Annotated in this window: 15 protein-coding genes; 11 read left to right on the top strand and 4 right to left on the bottom strand. The window is 32.9% G+C overall.

Annotated elements, in window-relative coordinates; all coding sequences use genetic code 11:
* Positions 1 to 98: 98 nt before the first annotated feature.
* Positions 99 to 2372, top strand: a complete 2274-nt coding sequence (locus ACOQOS_RS15915; RefSeq protein WP_420571458.1) for a TonB-dependent receptor — start codon at positions 99 to 101, stop codon at positions 2370 to 2372.
* 303 nt (positions 2373 to 2675) lie between these two features.
* On the opposite strand, the gene ACOQOS_RS15910 is transcribed toward ACOQOS_RS15915, so the two are convergent.
* Complete coding sequence (locus ACOQOS_RS15910; RefSeq protein WP_420571457.1) at positions 2676 to 3650, bottom strand: polyprenyl synthetase family protein; 975 nt, start codon at positions 3648 to 3650, stop codon at positions 2676 to 2678.
* Positions 3651 to 3781: 131 nt separating this feature from the next.
* Here ACOQOS_RS15910 and ACOQOS_RS15905 point away from each other — a divergent pair, with 131 nt between their 5' ends.
* The 4 genes from ACOQOS_RS15905 to ACOQOS_RS15890 all read left to right on the top strand — a co-directional run bounded on the left by ACOQOS_RS15905 (position 3782) and on the right by ACOQOS_RS15890 (position 10617).
* On the top strand, positions 3782 to 4393 hold the full coding sequence (locus ACOQOS_RS15905) for a TetR/AcrR family transcriptional regulator (protein WP_420571456.1): 612 nt from the start codon (positions 3782 to 3784) through the stop codon (positions 4391 to 4393).
* Position 4394: 1 nt separating this feature from the next.
* Positions 4395 to 5819: a TolC family protein gene (locus ACOQOS_RS15900; protein WP_420571455.1), complete on the top strand. Its 1425-nt coding sequence runs from the start codon at positions 4395 to 4397 to the stop codon at positions 5817 to 5819.
* A 61-nt stretch (positions 5820 to 5880) separates the two neighbouring features.
* A complete protein-coding gene (locus ACOQOS_RS15895) occupies positions 5881 to 7056 on the top strand; it encodes an efflux RND transporter periplasmic adaptor subunit (RefSeq protein WP_420571454.1) in 1176 nt (391 codons plus the stop codon).
* 12 nt (positions 7057 to 7068) lie between these two features.
* Entirely contained in the window at positions 7069 to 10617 is a 3549-nt protein-coding gene (locus ACOQOS_RS15890; RefSeq protein WP_420571453.1) for an efflux RND transporter permease subunit, read from the top strand.
* Positions 10618 to 10970: 353 nt separating this feature from the next.
* Here the strand turns inward: ACOQOS_RS15890 and ACOQOS_RS15885 are convergent, their stop codons facing one another.
* A complete protein-coding gene (locus ACOQOS_RS15885; protein ID WP_420571452.1) occupies positions 10971 to 11330 on the bottom strand; it encodes a toxin-antitoxin system YwqK family antitoxin in 360 nt (119 codons plus the stop codon).
* 341 nt (positions 11331 to 11671) lie between these two features.
* On the opposite strand from ACOQOS_RS15885, the gene aspS reads away from it, so the two are divergent.
* The 6 genes from aspS to ACOQOS_RS15855 all read left to right on the top strand — a co-directional run bounded on the left by aspS (position 11672) and on the right by ACOQOS_RS15855 (position 18028).
* Complete coding sequence (gene aspS / locus ACOQOS_RS15880) at positions 11672 to 13420, top strand: aspartate--tRNA ligase (protein ID WP_420571451.1); 1749 nt, start codon at positions 11672 to 11674, stop codon at positions 13418 to 13420.
* Positions 13421 to 14229: 809 nt separating this feature from the next.
* Positions 14230 to 14766 carry a hypothetical protein gene (locus ACOQOS_RS15875; protein ID WP_420571450.1) on the top strand — a complete coding sequence of 179 codons (537 nt, stop codon included), beginning with the start codon at positions 14230 to 14232 and terminating at the stop codon, positions 14764 to 14766.
* Positions 14738 to 15679 (top strand): hypothetical protein, encoded by a 942-nt coding sequence (locus tag ACOQOS_RS15870; protein WP_420571449.1) that lies wholly within the window; start codon positions 14738 to 14740, stop codon positions 15677 to 15679. The genes ACOQOS_RS15875 and ACOQOS_RS15870 overlap by 29 nt, the downstream gene beginning before the upstream one ends.
* Positions 15680 to 15709: 30 nt before the next feature.
* Positions 15710 to 17488 (top strand): chloride channel protein, encoded by a 1779-nt coding sequence (locus ACOQOS_RS15865; RefSeq protein ID WP_420571448.1) that lies wholly within the window; start codon positions 15710 to 15712, stop codon positions 17486 to 17488.
* A gap of 22 nt (positions 17489 to 17510) precedes the next feature.
* Positions 17511 to 17750, top strand: a complete 240-nt coding sequence (locus ACOQOS_RS15860) for a hypothetical protein (protein WP_420571447.1) — start codon at positions 17511 to 17513, stop codon at positions 17748 to 17750.
* A gap of 83 nt (positions 17751 to 17833) precedes the next feature.
* The gene (locus ACOQOS_RS15855) at positions 17834 to 18028 is read left to right on the top strand and encodes a cold-shock protein (protein ID WP_420571446.1); all 195 of its coding nucleotides are present in this window, start codon (positions 17834 to 17836) and stop codon (positions 18026 to 18028) included.
* 146 nt (positions 18029 to 18174) lie between these two features.
* On the opposite strand, the gene ACOQOS_RS15850 is transcribed toward ACOQOS_RS15855, so the two are convergent.
* Together ACOQOS_RS15850 and ACOQOS_RS15845 are read right to left on the bottom strand one after the other, a co-directional pair.
* Positions 18175 to 19062 carry a hypothetical protein gene (locus ACOQOS_RS15850; RefSeq protein ID WP_420571445.1) on the bottom strand — a complete coding sequence of 296 codons (888 nt, stop codon included), beginning with the start codon at positions 19060 to 19062 and terminating at the stop codon, positions 18175 to 18177.
* Between the two features lie 173 nt (positions 19063 to 19235).
* Positions 19236 to 19691, bottom strand: a complete 456-nt coding sequence (locus ACOQOS_RS15845; protein ID WP_420571444.1) for a nucleoside deaminase — start codon at positions 19689 to 19691, stop codon at positions 19236 to 19238.
* Between the last annotated feature and the right edge of the window lie 22 nt (positions 19692 to 19713).

The raw sequence follows: 19713 nt of genomic DNA, 5'->3' as shown, positions 1-19713 counted from the left end.
TTAATTAACAACACAAATATACAATTTTTGTATTTAGACTCATTCTTTTTTTAGATTAGGCTAAAAATTAATCATATCTTTGCAAAAAAATATTTCTAATGAAACTTAATTTCTGTTTCCTATTCTTCTTAATTTTTTCAGGCGCATTCTCTCAAACTACTGATATAAAAGGTGTTATTTCACACAAAAATCAACCAGAAGAATTTGTAAATGTATTTATTAAGAACAGTGAAAAAGGAACTATTACTGATGCAAAAGGAGCGTATTCGTTAAAAATTGCATCAGGAAATTATACTTTAATGGTACAATCAATCGGTTTTAAAACCATTGAAAAAGAAATTATAGTTGGTGACAAGACATTGACTTTAAACTTTAGCTTGCAAGAAGATCCTTTAGGACTTGATCAGGTTGTGGTTTCTGCCACCAAAACAGAACTGAATAGACGTGAAGCTCCTGTTTTAGTAACTGTTACCAACGCAGAATCACTAAAAAATGTACAAGCAGCAACTTTATTTGAAGGTTTAAATTTTCAACCTGGATTACGTACCGAAGTAAATTGTCAGAATTGTGGTTTTTCACAGATACGAATCAACGGTTTAGATGGCGCATACTCACAGATTCTCGTAAATAGTCGTCCCGTATTTGGTTCGCTGAACGGAATTTATGGTTTGGAACAAATTCCAACCAATATGATCAAGCAAATTGAGGTAACTCGCGGTGGCGGATCAGCTATTTTTGGTTCAAATGCTATTGCTGGAACTATTAATGTGATTACCAAAGATCCAATTGAAAATCAATTTCAAGTTGCTTCTAAAATAGGTTTGATTGATGGAGAAAGTGTAGATGCTGTAAATACATTCAATTCTACTTTTGTTTCGGAAGATTTAAATAAAGGAATTACATTTTTTGGAATGCATCGCGATCGTGAAGGTTATGATAATAATGGTGATGGCTTTACAGAAATGACCAAACTGCGTAATATAAACTTTGGTTTTAAGTCGTTTTACAAATTTGATTTCCGACGAAAGTTAACCTTAGAATTTAACAACTCGCATGAATACAGACGCGGAGGAGATTTCATTGATAAATCACCAATATTTGCCAATATTGCAGAGGAAATTACAAGTAATGTTATTGGCGGAGGAATTACATTTGATTATTTCACAGAAGATTATTTACAGAAGTTTTCTGCCTATGGAAATGTTCAAAATACACGATCTGACAATTATTATGGAACCAATCAAGATCCAAATGGTTTTGGAGTAACTAAAGATTTTGTCACGGTTGCTGGCGTGCAACATACAGCACAGTTTGAAGATTTTATTAGTGGAAGTATGGACTTAACATCAGGTGTAGAACATCGTTTCAACCGAATTACGGAACGTCGTGAAAACCCGTTGGTAAATCAAATTACACAAAACACAAACACACTTGGTATTTACACACAATTAGACTGGAAAATTTTAGACAATTTAAAACTGCTAACTGGTGTTCGTGGTGAATTATTTGAATCTAATATTAATGATGAAAGCCTTTTTATTCTAAATCCGCGCGTAAGTGTTTTATATAATATTACGGAGACCATCAGTTTTAGATCTGGTTATTCACAAGGTTTTAGAGCACCACAATTTTTCTCGGAAGATGTACATTCTGAAATTATTACTGGAGAAGTGCGTCGTGTGCGTTTAGCAGCAGATTTAAAGGAAGAGTTATCGCATAGTTTTATTGGTTCGTTAGAATATTCACATCAGCACGAAGATCATCAATTGGTATTGACATTTGAAGGTTTTTACACAACAATCAACGATCCGTTTGTGTATGAAGCGCGTGGAGAAGTTGATGGACTTGAAATTAAAGAGAAAATTAACGGCGATAATGCTATTGTAAATGGTTTCAATTTGGAAGCGCGTTTTAGTCCAAATCCGAAGTTCTTATTTCAATTGGGCGGAACTTTCCAGAATAGTTATTTTGAAAACTCATACGAACCTGAAGAAGGAATTGTAACTAATAAAATAACGCGTACACCAAATGTATATGGAAATGCCATGATTAATTATACACCAAACGAGCGATGGGATTTTAACCTAAACGGAGTTTATACGGGAAGAATGTTTGTGCCACATGTTGCTGGTTTTATTCCAGAAACTGTGTTGGAAGAAACACCAAGTTTACTGGAAGTTGGTTTTAATGCTAGCAGAACTTTTACACTTTCTGAGAAGTATCAATTTGAAATAAATAGTGGTGTTAAAAATATTTTCAACGCATACCAAGATGATTTTGATCAAACGATAGATCGTGATCCAAATTATATTTATGGTCCGTCACAACCAAGAACTATTTTTATTGGATTGAAATTTGGAACAGATCTGTAAAATAGACTGCTTTGCTACTAGATGTTAGACTTTTAGTTGATTTGTCTTTTTGTTAATTTAATGATTGCAAATACTCTTTACAGTTTCTAAACGTCAATTCGAGTATTTTTTGATAAAAAATGTATCGAGAACAACTTAGAAATTCAAAGTAGATCTCGATACTAATTTGTTTCACAAATTCACTCGATCTGACGCTCTAATGTTAATTTATATTTCTATTGACTCGTCATGCTGAACTTGATTCAACATCACATAAGAGTAAGAAAACCTCAATACCCATTACTAAAGCCTCATAACTAAATACTAAACCGTTCTATTCATCAATTGTTCTCCAAAAGCTTGTAGCAATTGCTTTTCTTTAGCACCAATATTTAATGTTTGTAGTAATTGAAAAGCTCTCGTAGTGTAATCTTGAATAGCAGTTTTTATAGCTTCTGGCGCTTTACTTTCGTTAAAAATATTCATGACAGCTTCCACTTTATCTGTTGGATCTTCAGGTTGTGTAGCAAACAATTTTGTTAAGGTTTCTTGGTTTGCTTCTGAAGCGTTTTCAAGTGCTTTTAAATATAGATATGTCTTTTTATTTTCAATAATATCACCACCAACTTGCTTTCCAAAGGTTTTTGGATCGCCATACGCATCTAAATAATCGTCTTGCAATTGAAATGCTACTCCTAAATAACGGCCAAAATCATAAATTCCTTGTGCGTCTTGTTCACTAGCATCAGCTACCAAAGCGCCCATTTTCATTGCTGCACCAACTAAAACTGCGGTTTTATATTCAATCATTTTCAAATACTCAGGAATCGTCACATTGTTTCGAGTTTCAAAATCGATATCATATTGCTGACCTTCACATACTTCAATTGCTGTTTTACTGAACAATTCTGCCAATGCTCTAAACGTTTTCCCCTCGTAATTTTCAAACAGCTGATATGCCAAAATAAGCATTGCATCTCCTGATAAAATTCCAGTATTTATATCCCATTTTTCATGAACTGTTTCTTTTCCTCTTCGTAGAGGAGCATCATCCATAATATCATCATGCACTAAAGAAAAATTATGAAAAACTTCTACAGCTAGTGCTGCATCTAATGCTTTTTTGTGTGAAGTTCCAAAAATTTCAGCAGTCATTAAAGTCAATACAGGACGCAATCGTTTTCCACCAAGTTGTAAAATATAAATGATTGGTTCATACAAATTTTTAGGTTCTGTAACTGTAACCTTTTCTTCTAAGTAATTTATAAAAGTTTCTCTGTATTGAGCAATTTGTGTCATTCTTCTGAAAATTTCAGCTAAAATACCATATTTCCAATTTATGGAAATGAAAATCGTTTGTTAAATAAATGTAAAAACCCAGGAAACTTTTTTTGTTTTTAAAGTTTCCAAAGTATATTTGCAGCCAACTTATGAAAGAGAAAATTAAAATAACTGCAACGGAATTATTCTTAAACTTAGGTTTTAAGAGTGTGACTATGGACGACATTGCCAATGAAATGGGCATATCAAAAAAGACGATTTATACACATTTCAACAATAAGACAGCTTTAGTAAATGAAGTAACAAACTCATTGTTTTGTGTAATTAGTGAAGGTATTGATTTGATTTGTGCAACTGAAAAGAATTCTATTGAGGAGCTATACGAGATCAAACGTTTTGTAATGGAACATTTAAAAGATGAAAAGTCGTCTCCACAATATCAATTGCAAAAATACTATCCAAAAATCTATGCAACGCTTAAGCAAAAACAATATGACGTAATGCAAGATTGCGTAAAAGATAATTTAACAAGAGGTGTACAATCTGGTGTGTATAGAGATACAATTAATATCGAATTTATTTCTAGAATTTATTTTAACGGTGTTATTGGTATAAAGGACAATGAATTATTTCCTTTAAAACAATTCTCCATGAATACACTTATGGAATACTTTTTAGAATACCACATACGTGGAATTTGTACGCCAAAAGGACTCGAAACTTTAAACAAATTTATAACAACAACTAATCAATCATCATAACATGCGAAACAAACTAATATTTATCTTTAGTTTATGTTTTCTTAGTCTTGGATTTTCTCAAAATCAAGAAGTGCCTGAAAGTTTTTCTTTAGATGAAGCTATTGCATTTGCACTTGAAAACAATAGAACCGCTAAAAATGCAGTCCGCGATATTGAGGCTGCAAAGAAGCAAAAATGGGAGACTACAGCTACTGGACTTCCTCAAATTAATGGAGCAGTTAGCTATCAAAATAACATAAAACAGCAAGTTTCTTTACTTCCTGCAAGTGCTTTTGATCCTTTTAGTCAAATAAGACAACTGGAAGATTTTTACGACTTAAGTAGTTTACCTGTACTTGATAACATTCCTACTGCGCCAAGTGCAGACGATTTTATTCCAGTCGTTTTTGGAACAAAACAATCTGTAAACGCTAATATTACTTTAAACCAACTCATCTTTGATGGTTCGTATTTAGTAGGATTACAATCGGCAAAAGTATTTTTGGAAATTTCTCAAAATGCCAAAGAAAAAACAGATTTAGAAATTAGAAAAGCCGTTATCAACGCATATGGAAACGTATTACTTTCAGAAGAAAGTGTTGCGATTTTAGAACGCAATAAGTTGACACTTGAGAAAAATTTAAACGAAACCAAAAAAATCTACGAAAACGGACTCACAGAAGAAGAAGATGTAGAACAATTGGAAATTACTTTGGCAAGCATAGAAAGTAATCTTAGAAATGTAGTACGCTTGCGCGATTTATCATATAAAATGCTAAATATTACATTAGGAATTGACTTGAATACTGATACAAAACTAACAGATTCACTTCAAGCATTAACCATCGAAAATTTAGCACCTTCTATCCTACTAACAGAAGATGATGTCACAAAAACAGTAGATTACAGAATTGCTGCCAACGATACAAGATCTAAGGAATTATTATTAAAATTAGAAAAAAGTAAAGCATTGCCTTCACTTTCAGGATTTGTAACAGCTGGTTATAACGGAAATGGAAATGACTTCGGATTTTTTGAAAGAGAACAACAATGGTTTGGTTCTGCTGCATTTGGTGTCAATCTAAACATTCCAATCTTTAGTTCATTACAAAGAAGTGCTGCTACACAACGTGCAAAAATCAATTTAGAAAAAGCTCAAGATGATTTACTAGAAGTAGAACAACAGTTAAAACTTCAAGTAGATTCTGCAAAAAGCGATTATCAATTGGCAATTGAAGAATATGAAACAGCAAAGAAAAATCTTAATCTTTCTGAACGTATTGAAAAGAAAAATCAAGTGAAGTTTTTTGAAGGAGTTGCTTCTAGTTTCGAATTTCGTCAAGCGCAAACACAATTATATGCCGCGCAACAAGAATATTTACAAGCAATGCTTGATGTAATTAATAAAAAAGCAGCATTAGAAACTATCTTAAATCAAACAAACTAATAATAGTTTATAAGTGTATAAGTTTAAAACACAACTCATCAACGATAAAAAATCAATCATAATGAAAAAAATAAATATACTAATCCTACCTATCGTACTCATCTTAGCTTCTTGCGGTGGTGGAGCAGAGAAAGACATAGATACGTTGATCTCTGAAAAAAATGTCAAAGAAATTACAGAAAAGAGAGATGCTTTGAAAGCAGAAAAGCTAGAGCTTGATGCAAAAATCAAACAACTTTCAGATGCGATTGAAAAAATAAATCCAACAAAAAAGAAAACTTTAATTACCGTCTTTACTGCAAAAGATACCATATTTAATCACTACTTAGAATTGCAAGGAAATGTAGACACTAAGAAAAATATTGTGATTACTCCTGAAATGTCTGGAATTTTAAAACAAGTATTTGTAAAAGAAGGACAACGTGTTTCTAAAGGTCAAATTTTAGCAAGAGTTGACGACAACGGATTGAGTCAACAATTATCACAATTGCAAATTCAAGCAGATTTAGCAAAAACTACATACGATCGTCAAAAAAGATTATGGGATCAAAAAATAGGTTCTGAAATTCAGTACTTACAAACCAAATCAGCATACGAAGCACAACAAAAAGCTGTTGATCAGTTAAAAGTTCAATTGAGCAAAACTGCCATCCGAGCACCTTTCTCTGGTGTTGTAGATGACGTAATTACTGAGCAAGGTTCGGTTGTAGGCGCTGGACAAACACAAATCATACGTATCGTAAACTTACGAGACATGTATATTGAAGCTGTAATTCCTGAAAAATATCTAACGAATGTTAAAAAAGGAAAAGACGTAGAAGTATATTTCCCTGTATTAGGAGGAAAACCAATGAATGCTAAAATACGTCAAGCAGGTGATTTTATCGATCCAAACAATCGTACATTCAAAATAGAAATTGGAGTGCCAAACAAAGACGGAAACATCAAACCGAACTTAACGGCAAAACTTAAAATTAACGATTATACAAACCCGAAAGCAATTCTAATTCCACAAAGTGTGATCTCTGAAAATGCGGAAGGAGAACAATACATATACATAGCAGATTCTATTCAAGACAAAACTGCAAAAGCAAAAAAAGTAATTATTTCAACAGGAAAAACACAAGGAGACTTTATAGAAGTTGTTCAAGGATTAACTGATGGAAATGCCGTAATTAAAGAAGGTGCTCGTAGTGTAAAAGATGGTCAAGAAGTAACGATTATAACTAAAAAATAACCTATCAAACCAATGTCTGATAAAAAAATAAATAAGGAGTTTAAATTATCCTCATGGGCTATCGATAATCCTACCATTATCTATATCATCATGGGGTTACTCCTCGTATTGGGACTTAGTGCGTACTTTAGTATGCCAAGAGAAAATTTCCCAGAAATTAAAGAAACGAAAATTTACATTAGTACAATATATCCAGGAAATACCGCGGAAGATATTGAAAAACTAATTGTTGATCCGCTAGAAGATCGTATCAAAAATGTAAGTAATGTTGTAGAAGTTACTTCTACATCACAAGAAGATTATGGAATTATTGTAGTTGAATTTGATGAAAGTCTTACGGTTGAAGCCGCAAAACAAAAAATAAAAGATGAAGTTGATGCAGAAAAAGGTGGTGAAGATTGGCCAATTTTTAACGATGCCAAAGTTGAACCAAATGTATTTGACTTAAATATCTCCGAAGAAACGCCCATTCTTAATATTAATATCTCAGGAGATTATCCTGTAGAGAAATTAAAAGAATATGCTGAATTCCTAGAAGATGAAATAGAAGACTTAAAAGAAATCAAACAAGTCGATATTCGTGGTGCACAAGAAAAAGAAGTAGAAGTTGCAGTTGATGTCTACAAAATGATGGCTGCACAAGTCAACTTTCAAGATGTCCAAAATGCAATTGCCAATGGAAATGTTACCATTTCTGCGGGAAATATGATTTCATCTGGACAAAGACGTACCATCAGAATTTTAGGAGAAATTGAAAACCCTAAAGAACTTGAAAATTTTGTTGTAAAATCATTAGACGGACCTGTATATCTTAGAGATATTGCTGAAGTTCGTTTTCAAGAAGAAGAAAAAACTACCTATGCGCGCGAATTTGGAGAAAGCGTAGTAATGCTAGATGTGAAAAAACGTGCTGGTAAAAATATGGTCGCTGCCGCAGAACAAATCAATGTAATTATTGACGACTTTAAGAAATCGCATGAGGACTTAACAATTTCCATTACAAATGATCAATCTGAAAAAACAATCAACCAAGTAAATGACTTGGTGAATAACATTATTTTCGGAATTATTCTAGTTGTATTTGTCTTAATGTTTTTCTTAGGATTCAGAAATGCCTTATTCGTAGGACTAGCAATTCCAATGTCAATGTTTATGTCATTTATGATTTTAAATATGCTAGGATATACGATGAATACCATGATTCTTTTTGCTCTAATTATGGGGCTTGGAATGTTAGTAGATAACGGAATTGTAGTTGTTGAAAACGTATATCGTTTAATGGATGAAGAAGGAATGTCACGAATAGAAGCTGCCAAAAAAGGTATTGGGGAAATTGCGTTTCCTATTATCATCTCAACAGCAACTACAGTAGCTGCCTTTGTTCCACTAGGAATGTGGCCAGGAGTTATGGGACAATTTATGATTTATTTTCCTATTACACTATCAGTCGTATTAGGTTCATCGTTATTCGTAGCCATATTTATCAACTCTATGATGGTATCAAAATTCATGGAAGTTGGAGAACGTAGACTAAAAGTACGTCAACTTATTTTCATAAGTGTTTTACTAGGAGTTCTTGGAATGATTTGTTTAGTAATTGGCGGAGCAGCGAAAGGACTAGGAACCTTATTCATATTTATTGCCATTATGTTTTGGGCATACAAATATGTATTAAAACCAATGGCACGTTTCTTCCAAACCAGAATATTAGCTGCATTAGAAAGAACTTACGAACGTTTCTTACGTTTTGCTTTAGGCGGATGGAGACCATATGTATTCTCTTTTGGAACCTTTGCGCTATTAATTGCAACTTTTATGGCATTTGGAGGATCAATAGGAAGCAAGCGTACCAAGGTAGAATTTTTTCCAGATAACAAACCAAATCAAATTATTGTCTATATAGAATATCCACAAGGAACTGCTATTGACAAAACAAATCAAATTACCAAAGATATTGAGCAACGAGTTTACACTGTATTAAATGGTGATGAATATATGGAAGATGGAGAACGCAACTTCTTAGTAGAATCTGCAGTATCTCAAGTTGGTGAAGGAGCTGGAAACCCTCAAACTGATGGTGGTTCTTCCGCAGAAATGCCGCATAAAGGAAAAATTACTGCTTCCATGCGTGAATATAAGTTCCGTAAAGGTGAAGACAGTGAAGTATTACGTACTAAAGTAACGGAAGCTTTAAAAGGAATTTATCCTGGAGTTGCAATCTCTGTAGAAAAAGATGCTGTTGGTCCACCAACAGGATATCCTATCAATATTGAATTAGAAGGGAATGATTATACACAGTTAATTGCAGAAGCTGAAAAACTACGTGAATTAATCAATTCTAAAAATATCCCAGGAATTGAAGAATTAAAAATAGATGTAAATAAAGGAAAACCTGCAATGCAGGTAGTAGTTGACAGAGAAAAAGCTGGAGAATTAGGAGTTTCTGCTGGACAAGTTGGACAACAATTACGTAATTCTTTATTTGGTGTAAAAGCTGCCGTATACAAAGAAGATGGTGAAGATTACGACATATATGTTCGCTTCAACAAGGACAATCGTTACAATACAAGTTCATTATTCAATCAGAAATTGATTTTCAGAAACCAAATGGGACAATTGAAAGAAATTCCTGTTTCAGCGATAACTAAGCAACAAAACACTTCTGGATTTAGCGCTATTAAACACAACGATTACAAGCGAGTAGTAACTGTATATTCAGGAATGGCTCCAGGCTTCACAGATGCTGGTGCTATTGTGGCTCAAATTCAAGCAGAAATTGGAGATGAATTTAAAGTAGAAGATAAAGGAATCAAAGTAGATTTCACAGGGCAAATTGAAGAACAAAACAAGCAACAAAACTTTTTAGGAGGTGCATTCTTTGCTGGTTTAGGACTTATTATGTTGATTTTAATCTTCCAATTTAGCTCTATCTCAAAACCAACAATCATTATGATTGCTATATTCTTAAGTTTAATTGGTGTTTTTGGTGGAATTTTACTCACTGGTGCACCATTTGTAATTATGATGACGATGATGGGAATTATTTCCTTGGCAGGAATTGTGGTAAACAATGGTGTAGTACTACTTGATTATACACAACTCTTAATAGATAGAAAAAAACATGATCTAAAAATTGAAGAAACTAGATATTTACCAATTCCGGATGTATTTGAAGCAGTAGTGAGAGCTGGAAAAGCACGTTTGCGTCCTGTATTACTAACGGCAATTACGACAGTATTAGGACTAATTCCATTAGCGATTGGATTTAACATTGACTTCTTCTCATTATTCAGTGAATTTGATCCAAAAATATACTTAGGAGGAGACAACGTAATTTTCTGGGGACCATTAGCTTGGACAGTAATCTACGGATTAATCATTGCAACATTCCTTACATTAATTATTGTTCCAATATTATTCTTCCTGATTACCAAGTTCAAATTCTGGGCATTTAAAAGCAAACGTCCTGAAATTGAGAAAGATGATATTCCTCATCATTATCACAACGACGACGATGATATCGATCTTAATGAAATCGATTTACCTGTAAAAACAGTATAATACAAACAAAAAAACTCCGCTACGTAGCGGAGTTTTTTTATATCTGTACTTTATAACGAGGCATAGTATCTATTAAAAAGTACTCGTTTTTCAGCCTTGTAGAAGCATTTTTAACTTCTCTACTCTCTATCTTAAACAATAGAAAACTACAAAAACAGTATACATACATTTAGTCGTTTCTAAACTTTCTTAGACGATAAACTCATCCAACAAATAAACGCATCAGCAACACTTAGAATAAAAATGAACAAAGCTATTCAAGTCTATTCAAATAAGCTTACACAGAACTTCCTAAAAATAAAAAATCCCGAAATCTACATAGACTTCGGGATTTTTTTGATCGTTTTATCTTCCTATTTGTTGCTCACAACTGAACTTGTACGTTGCCAGCTATTAACTTTTTTGATTTTGCTTTCAGAATAATCTACTTCACTTAGTTGATTTGTATTCCAGAAAAACCATTTTCCAACTTTCTTTCCATTCTCATAATTTCCGATGGCAGTTTTCTTTCCATTTTCGTCATAAGATTTCCATTCTCCTTGCACTTTTCCTTCTAGCGTAAAAAATCCTGTTTGCGCTACTACTCCATTATCATGGTAATAAGTAGCTTCAATCAAATCTCCTTTTTTCTCTAATTTAGGCTTGTCATTATTTTGTGCGAATGCAATTGTTCCTGAAACAAGAAAAACTGCTATAAAAAGTAACTTTTTCATATATATATATATTTTTTTAATAATTTGAGGACTCTCTTAATAATTACATTACAAAGGTAACATTTTTTTTACCTTCAGACAACATTTACGTAACATTAAATTAACATTGAAAATCTAAAGCGCTTACTTTTAAATAGTTAACTAATTAAAAAAGGGTAACATTAGCTTTAAAAAAGGGAATAAATAATCGCTCATTCATCTAAAAAAAGTGACTTAAGAAAAATTCATTCAAAAAAAGTTCACAAAAATTATTTAATCTTTAGTTCTCCCAAAATATTTTAATTCCTACACCATTCATCCACCAAAAACCATTAAATTTGCGCTTTTAAAATCGCATACACATGTACAGATCACATAGTTGTGGTGAGTTAAGATCATCGCACATTACACAAGAAGTTACCTTAGCAGGTTGGGTTCAAAAGTCTAGAGATAAAGGATTTATGATTTGGGTCGATCTTCGCGATCGCTACGGAATCACGCAATTAATTTTTGATGAAGAACGTACGCCTGCAGACATTTTTGAAAAGGCAAAAACACTTGGAAGAGAGTTCGTAGTTCAAGTAAAAGGTGAAGTGATTGAACGTGCTTCTAAAAATCCAAATATGCCTACGGGAGATATCGAGATTTTAGTAAAAGAATTGACGGTTTTAAATGCTTCATTATTACCTCCATTTACCATTGAAGATGAAACGGATGGTGGAGAAGATATCCGAATGAAATATCGTTACCTAGATATTCGTCGTAATCCTGTAAAAGACAGCTTGATATTCCGTCATAAAGTAACGATGGAAGTTCGCAAGTTTTTGTCTGAGCAGGAATTTATTGAAGTAGAAACACCATACTTAATCAAATCGACACCTGAAGGTGCGCGTGATTTTGTAGTGCCTTCTCGTATGAATGAAGGACAATTTTACGCATTACCACAATCGCCACAAACCTTCAAACAATTATTGATGGTTGGTGGAATGGATAAATATTTCCAGATTGTAAAATGTTTCCGTGATGAAGATTTACGTGCCGACAGACAGCCAGAGTTTACACAAATTGACTGTGAAATGGCATTTGTTGAACAAGAAGATATTTTAAATGTTTTTGAGGGATTAACACGTCATTTGCTAAAAGAAATCAAAGGAATTGATATTGAAAAATTCCCAAGAATGACCTTTGACCATGCGATGAAAACCTACGGAAATGACAAACCAGACATTCGTTTCGGAATGGAATTCGGTGAATTGAATGAAGTTGCACAACACAAAGACTTCAAAGTATTCAATTCGGCAGAATTGGTTGTTGGAATCGCTGTTCCAGGTGGAGCAACATATACACGCAAGGAAATTGACAAACTCATTGATTGGGTAAAACGCCCACAAGTTGGTGCCTTAGGAATGGTATATGTAAAATGTAATGAAGACGGAACTTACAAATCATCTGTAGATAAATTCTACGATCAAGAAGATTTAGCAAAATGGGCAGCAGCAACTGGAGCAAAAGCAGGTGATTTAATCTGTGTTTTATCTGGAAATACAAACAAAGTACGTGCGCAATTAAGTGCTTTACGTATGGAATTGGCTGAACGCTTAAACTTGCGTAATCCTGAAGAGTTTGCACCACTTTGGGTAATGGACTTCCCATTATTAGAACTAGATGAAGAAACTGGACATTACCATGCAATGCATCATCCGTTTACGTCTCCAAAACCTGGTCAATTAGAATTACTAGATACTAATCCTGGCGATGTAAAAGCAAATGCATACGACTTAGTATTAAACGGAAATGAAATTGGTGGTGGATCTATTCGTATTCACGATAAAGAAATGCAAGCCATCATGTTTAAGCATTTAGGATTTACTGAAGAAGAAGCCAAAGCGCAATTTGGTTTCTTAATGGATGCCTTTCAATATGGAGCGCCGCCACATGGTGGATTGGCTTTCGGTTTGGATAGATTGGTTGCCATTTTAGGTGGACAAGAAACAATCCGTGATTTTATCGCCTTCCCGAAAAATAATTCTGGTCGTGATGTTATGATTGATGCGCCTGCACCAATTGATGATGAACAATTAAAAGAACTAAGCATCAAACTTGATATGTAAATAATTGATGTTTACTCAAAATATATTCACAAAAAAACCTGCACTTTGCAGGTTTTTTTGTGAATATATTTTTATTTGATGTCTATACTATCTCAATCCAAAAAAAGAAATCATCAGTGTAATTAATATTGATACTGATAGGATAATTAATTTTGTTTTCTTCTTCGATTTCGTTTCTTTTTTAAATGAATTCAAAAAAATGGGAAGGCTTATCATAAATATAATCCCAAGAGAATATATTTGATATTCAAATTCATCTTGATAATAATTCTTAAAAAAAATGATATGAACTATTACAAGTAGTAGTGGTATAAGTTTAATTGCTTTTTTCATAATAATTTTATTTCCTACCTCAATTCATAAAAAGAAAACATTAGCGAAATAAGGACAAATACAGACAGTACAATGAGTGTTGTTTTTTTCTTCGCTTCAAGTTCTCCTTTTAATGAATTGACAAGAATCAATGTCGATATTATAAATATAGCGACTAATGAGTACATTTTATATTCAAACTCGTTTCGATAAAAGTTATTGAAAAATATGATATGAGTAATAATAAGGAGTAATGGTACGATTCGAATTATTTTTTTCATGGTCATTTGGCATAATTTCAATCAAATATATTAAAAATCCATAAATATTGTAAGAATTAATTTATTAATATAGTAAATATTCTATTTTTATCTATTATTTACTACAATGTTGTTTATACAATACAAAGTGAAGTTGATACTATTATAACTGTAAAACATATAAAATATAATACGCTGTTTTATTTTTTGATTAGATTTATCCTAGAAAACAAACCCATGAAAATTACTAAAATTGCTGTTGTCGTTTTAGGAATTCTTTTTATTTCTTGTGCTAAACAATCAAAAGAAGAAGATTTTATTCCCACAGAAAATGCTTTTACAACAGATGCACATTACATCAATCCTGAAACTGCACTTTTAAGTGACGGATTTGAAGTTTGTAATGAACATTATATCCTACAATATTACAATCCTGAACGTGCTCGATATAGCAAAGGCAAAAACGAATTGCGAAATTTTATCTTATCAAATTACAAAAACAAAAATTATACAGATTCTGGTTATTTAAATATTCGCTTTGTCATTAATTGTAAAGGTGAAGCTGGACGTTATGTAATTCATGAAAACGATCTAAATTTAAAACCAAAAACATTCACAAAAGACTTAAAAGAACAACTTTTTGAGCTCACTACGCAATTAAAAGAGTGGAATCCAAACTTGATTACAGGTAAAAATGGAAGCGCTTACTACGATACTTATATGTACATCTCATACAAAATAGAACATGGAAACATTACAGAAATTATTCCTTAGCATCATTCCAATAATATTGTTGTGTTCTTGTGAAGCAAATATAGACAAGAAGAAACGCTCTTTAGCCTGTTTCCAACATGGAATGTCAAACTATCAAGGAACGCAAGAAAGTATTAACGCTTTTGCAAAAGCTGTAGAATACGATCCAACACATGCTGAATCATGGCGCGAATTGTCAATTCCGTTTTTAAAGCGTGGCATGCCGCATTTATGGAAAAAGTATATTGACAAAGCTGTTGAGCTCGATCCAATTGCTTGGCAAGGATATCGCGGTTATAATTATTTATGGTTTTATCGCGATTACAAAAATGCTATTGCCGATTTTGATGCCACAGATACGTTAACACCTAGTTTTATTGATGCTCCGCAAGGACACAGTGTCGATTTTTGGCGCGGAATTGCTTATTTAGGCTTAAAGGATTATGAAAATTCCATTGCCTTTTTTAACAAACACATTCAAAAGGAAACAGAAGAAACTGGAGAAGATTGGGTTGAACATGAAGCTTTTTTATATCGCGGAATTGCTCATTATGAACAATCAAAAAGTAAACTATATCTAAATTTTAATCCTAAAAAATTTGAAAATGCACTGCACAATTTCAACACCTTATTAAAGTATAATACTGATTTTGCGGATGCAAAGTATTACAAAGCAGCTGTTTTATTTGAAGAATGCAAAATGCTTTTACAGGAAATAGAGACCAAAGGATCTAGATATAGCAATATTGCGCATACTCGAATTCCTAGAGAACTTTTTGAAAAGAAAAAAACAGCAGCTTTACAAATCATCAATGAAGCCATTACTAATTTTAAAGAAGGCTACTCCGATCAACGTCCGTATGTAGAAACTATTCGTCAATTATATTTAGAAGATTACACTAACCTAAAAGCGAAATTGGAATCGATGCATTAGATTTGTACTTTTAAAGGACACAATCGTACGATGCCAACAACTAAAAAATCACGCTTTACACGCTTTTTGATTTGGAGATACAAACATATTTCCAACAAAAACTTTGTATACCTATTAAGTGTTTTAGTAGGTTTAGGTTCAGGATTGGTAGCTGTTACTATAAAAAACATTACATTTTCAATTCAGGCATTGTTAGAAAACGGAATCATCTTTTCTAAAAATCAACTGTATTTTATTTTACCAGTTATCGGACTTTTTTTAGTGTATGTGTTGCTCCGATATGTGTTTAAAAAAGAAACAGAACACGCCATTTCGTCTATTTTGTATGCGCTTTCCAAACGCACAGGTATCATTCCAAATTATAAAATGTATTTACCACTCATTACTGCTCCATTAACTGTTGGTTTTGGTGGTTCGGTAGGATTATTAGGTCCTGCTGTTGCTTCAGGTTCTGCCATTAGCTCTAACATTAGCAAATTATTCCATATTGACAGTAAAACAAGAATGCTTTTGATAGGTTGTGCAGCAGCTGGCGCTATTTCGTCTATATTTAAATCGCCCATTGCAGCTATTATTTTTGCTATAGAAGTCTTTAGTCTCGATTTAACATTAACTTCTTTAATTCCATTATTATTGGCTTCGGTTTCGGCGGTTGTCACTTCGTATTTTTTCTTGGGAAACGAGAATTTATTCAATTTTACCTTATCGGAACAATTTCAACTTAGTGACATTCCTTTTTATATTGCACTTGGCGTGGGAACAGCCTTTGCTTCTATTTACTTTACCAAAATGCACTTTGCCATTACGAAGTTTTTTGAACGGTTTCGGCAGAAAAAACACAAACTTATTTTTGGCGGATTAACGATTGGTGTCATGCTCTACTTTATTCCACCGTTGTATGGAGAAGGTTTTGGATTTATCACCAATTTGCTTGATGGAAATCACATAGAAGCTTTGGGAAAAACACCTTTAGATAGTTATACCGAAAACATCTGGATTGTGATCTTATTATTGGTCGGAATTACCATTTTTAAAGCAATTGCCATGACAACTACCTTTGCTGCTGGCGGTTCTGGTGGAATTTTCATTCCTACAATGGTTATGGGAAGTGCGCTAGGAAATGTAGTTGCCAAAATCATCAATCAATTTGGATTTACTGTTTCTGAGTCAAATTTTACATTGGTGGGCATGGCAGGATTGATTGCTGGCGTATTACATGCACCGTTAACAGCAATTTTCTTGATTGCGGAAATTACTGGCGGCTATGATTTGTTTGTTCCGTTGATGCTAACGTGTGCAATTTCGTTTCTTATCACAAAAAACGTATTAAATTATACTATTTACACACGTGAATTATCTGAAAAAGGCGAATTACTTACACATAACAAAGATGAAACTGTATTGACATTAATGGCGCTCGACAGTGTGATAGAGAAAAATTTTAGCACCATTCAGCCACAAATGACTTTGGGAGAAATGCTGCATAAGGCTGTTACTAAATCTAGTAGAAACTTATTTCCTGTTGTAGATGAAGATGCTATTTTGGTAGGAATCATTTTGTTGGATGATATCCGCGAGTTTATGTTTGATACTTCTTTGTACGAATCGCTTCATGTAGACGACATTATGCATCATGCGCCAGATTATATTATCTATGAAGAAGACAATATGAAAACGGTGATGAAAAAATTTCAAGATAGCAGTGCCTGGAATCTGCCTGTTTTGAAAGAAGGAAAATATTACGGATTTGTTTCAAAATCAAAATTATTAACGGCGTATCGACGAAAGTTGATTACTTTTACACGATAGATTTTTATCAAAAATTAAAAAAATGAAATACTTTCTTATCATCCTTTTTGTGGCATTATTAGGCGTTGGAATTTTTGCTTATAATTACGAATTTCAAGAAGAAAATTTTGAACAGAAGGTAATTGGTATCTGTATTTTGATCTTTTCTTTTATTTGGATGCCACTCTTTATTTACCACCGTTACAAGAATAAAAAGAAGGAAGATTTTATACTTTCAAAAGATAAATTGAAGGAAATGAACGACTTCTCTCGAAAAGAATAACACAAAAAACACCTTCAAATAGTATCGGTTTGTGCTTTAAAAATGTTAACTTAGGTACCTATTAATTTTATTTTTTATCACAAATGACTGGTACAGTTAAATTTTTCAATGAAGACAAAGGCTTTGGATTCATTACCAACGACGACACAGGAAGAGACATTTTTGTTCATGTATCTAACTTAAATGGTTTAGTAATAACAGATGGCGATAATGTTTCTTACGAAGAAGCAGAAGGTAGAAAAGGAATGGTTGCTACAAATGTTCAAATTATAGAATAATTGTCTCAAAACCCACCGTTACAAGCTATGCGCGCAATATGAATTGCGCGTTTTTTTATGTATTTATGTAAAAAACTGCTAGATATTGGATACCTAACAGCTTTTATGATTGTTGATTTTTATTTTCTTAGGAAGAAATCAAACTTTTAAAAATTCCAACTTCCGTTTAAGTCACCTCTTTTTATTGCATATCGGTCAGTATCAGTATTTGCAATAGTAGTTTGGCAAGTAAAGACTGGGTAGAATGTATTAATAAAAGGAAGGTTTGAAGCCAAATTAGCATTCACGGTATCATAATCTCCTTGTGGAAAATAAATAACTGGTTGATTGTAAAATCCTGTAGCCATAGGCGGAAGATTTGAAGTAACTCCTAATACCAATTGTCTTATCACATTAAGATCTGCAACCGTTACGCTTCCGTCACCGTTTGCATCTGCAGCTACGTATTGCCACAATTCTGTAAAAGGTTGTAATCCTAAAATATGTCTTTGTATCAGTACAATATCTAAAGTAGAGACGCCATTTACCCATTCTGCAAATGAATAATTACCTGTTGTGTTATTTTGGTGATAAAAACACATGAGTCCATTTAAATTGGATAAAAAGAAATTTTGACCTTGAAAGAAAGGGGTTGCAGCCGAAACAGCATTTGCTGTGGTATTTCCAGCTGTAATTCGCACACCAGTTCCTCCTAAATATGTCGTATTAGGATTTATTCCATCTCCTAAAACTTGTACTTCTCCGAGTAATAAAGATCCGAGTACTAATCTTTTTTCATCAAAGTCAGGAGCTTTTATTGGTTTTCGAGCTTTTTTTAACTTTAATTCTTCTTGATTGAAGTGTTCAATTACTTCTTTTGGCGCATATACAAACTCTTCCCAATTATCTATAGTAATTTTTTCGGGATAGTTTTTTAATACGGCTTCTAAATCGAGTCCTTGTTCGTTTTCTAGACTACTTACAGGTTCTTCACTACAGGAAAAAAACAGTAAAAACACAAATGCACATGCATAAATAAACTTTACATTTTTCATAATTAAATAGTTTTTTAATTTGGTAATTACTCAAAATTAAAAACATGAAAAATAGTATACATACGCTAACACCATACACTTCTATCTTACAAACAATAAATTAAATACGGTATAAACCTATATTAATAGTAGTACTTTTATTTCAGAAAATAAATAATGCTTTTATAATATGTTTAGTTTAAATTTCGCTTTTGAATGAAGAATTTTTTAAGCAATTGTGAAGCTTCTTCTGCCATAATACCGCCTTTCATAACAGTTTTGGGATGTAATTTTGTGTCTAATTTTATACAGCCGCGTTCTTCGTCACGTGCGCCATAAACAATATTTGAGATTTGACTCCAATATAACGCGCCTGCGCACATTTGACAAGGTTCTAAGGTTACATACAACGTACATCTTTTTAAATATTTTCCACCTAAAAAGTTAGCAGCAGCTGTAATGGCTTGCATTTCTGCATGCGCTGTAACGTCATTTAATGTTTCTGTTAAGTTGTGTCCGCGTGCAATTACTCGATTGTCAATAACAATTACAGCACCTACAGGAACTTCACCTTTTTCAAACGCCATTTCTGCTTCTTGCAGTGCCTTTTTCATGAAGTAATTATCGTCAAAAATGTTTTCGAGTTGCATGATGGAATGATTCTGTTGTAAA

Source organism: Kordia sp., assembly GCF_965224175.1.
GTDB lineage: Bacteria > Bacteroidota > Bacteroidia > Flavobacteriales > Flavobacteriaceae > Kordia.
Note: the sequence above shows the minus strand (reverse complement) of the source record. Positions and strands in the feature narration are given on the sequence as shown.

Excerpts from the sequence above, each read along its gene's own strand:
- aspS (WP_420571451.1), top strand. The coding sequence starts at position 11,672 with ATGTACAGATCACATAGTTGTGGTGAGTTAAGATCATCGCACATTACA.
- ACOQOS_RS15870 (WP_420571449.1), top strand. The coding sequence starts at position 14,738 with ATGGAAACATTACAGAAATTATTCCTTAGCATCATTCCAATAATATTG.
- ACOQOS_RS15845 (WP_420571444.1), bottom strand. The coding sequence starts at position 19,691 with ATGCAACTCGAAAACATTTTTGACGATAATTACTTCATGAAAAAGGCA.
- ACOQOS_RS15890 (WP_420571453.1), top strand. The coding sequence starts at position 7,069 with ATGTCTGATAAAAAAATAAATAAGGAGTTTAAATTATCCTCATGGGCT.
- ACOQOS_RS15875 (WP_420571450.1), top strand. The coding sequence starts at position 14,230 with ATGAAAATTACTAAAATTGCTGTTGTCGTTTTAGGAATTCTTTTTATT.
- ACOQOS_RS15895 (WP_420571454.1), top strand. The coding sequence starts at position 5,881 with ATGAAAAAAATAAATATACTAATCCTACCTATCGTACTCATCTTAGCT.
- ACOQOS_RS15865 (WP_420571448.1), top strand. The coding sequence starts at position 15,710 with ATGCCAACAACTAAAAAATCACGCTTTACACGCTTTTTGATTTGGAGA.
- ACOQOS_RS15885 (WP_420571452.1), bottom strand. The coding sequence starts at position 11,330 with ATGAAAAAGTTACTTTTTATAGCAGTTTTTCTTGTTTCAGGAACAATT.
- ACOQOS_RS15910 (WP_420571457.1), bottom strand. The coding sequence starts at position 3,650 with ATGACACAAATTGCTCAATACAGAGAAACTTTTATAAATTACTTAGAA.
- ACOQOS_RS15905 (WP_420571456.1), top strand. The coding sequence starts at position 3,782 with ATGAAAGAGAAAATTAAAATAACTGCAACGGAATTATTCTTAAACTTA.
- ACOQOS_RS15855 (WP_420571446.1), top strand. The coding sequence starts at position 17,834 with ATGACTGGTACAGTTAAATTTTTCAATGAAGACAAAGGCTTTGGATTC.
- ACOQOS_RS15860 (WP_420571447.1), top strand. The coding sequence starts at position 17,511 with ATGAAATACTTTCTTATCATCCTTTTTGTGGCATTATTAGGCGTTGGA.
- ACOQOS_RS15850 (WP_420571445.1), bottom strand. The coding sequence starts at position 19,062 with ATGAAAAATGTAAAGTTTATTTATGCATGTGCATTTGTGTTTTTACTG.
- ACOQOS_RS15900 (WP_420571455.1), top strand. The coding sequence starts at position 4,395 with ATGCGAAACAAACTAATATTTATCTTTAGTTTATGTTTTCTTAGTCTT.
- ACOQOS_RS15915 (WP_420571458.1), top strand. The coding sequence starts at position 99 with ATGAAACTTAATTTCTGTTTCCTATTCTTCTTAATTTTTTCAGGCGCA.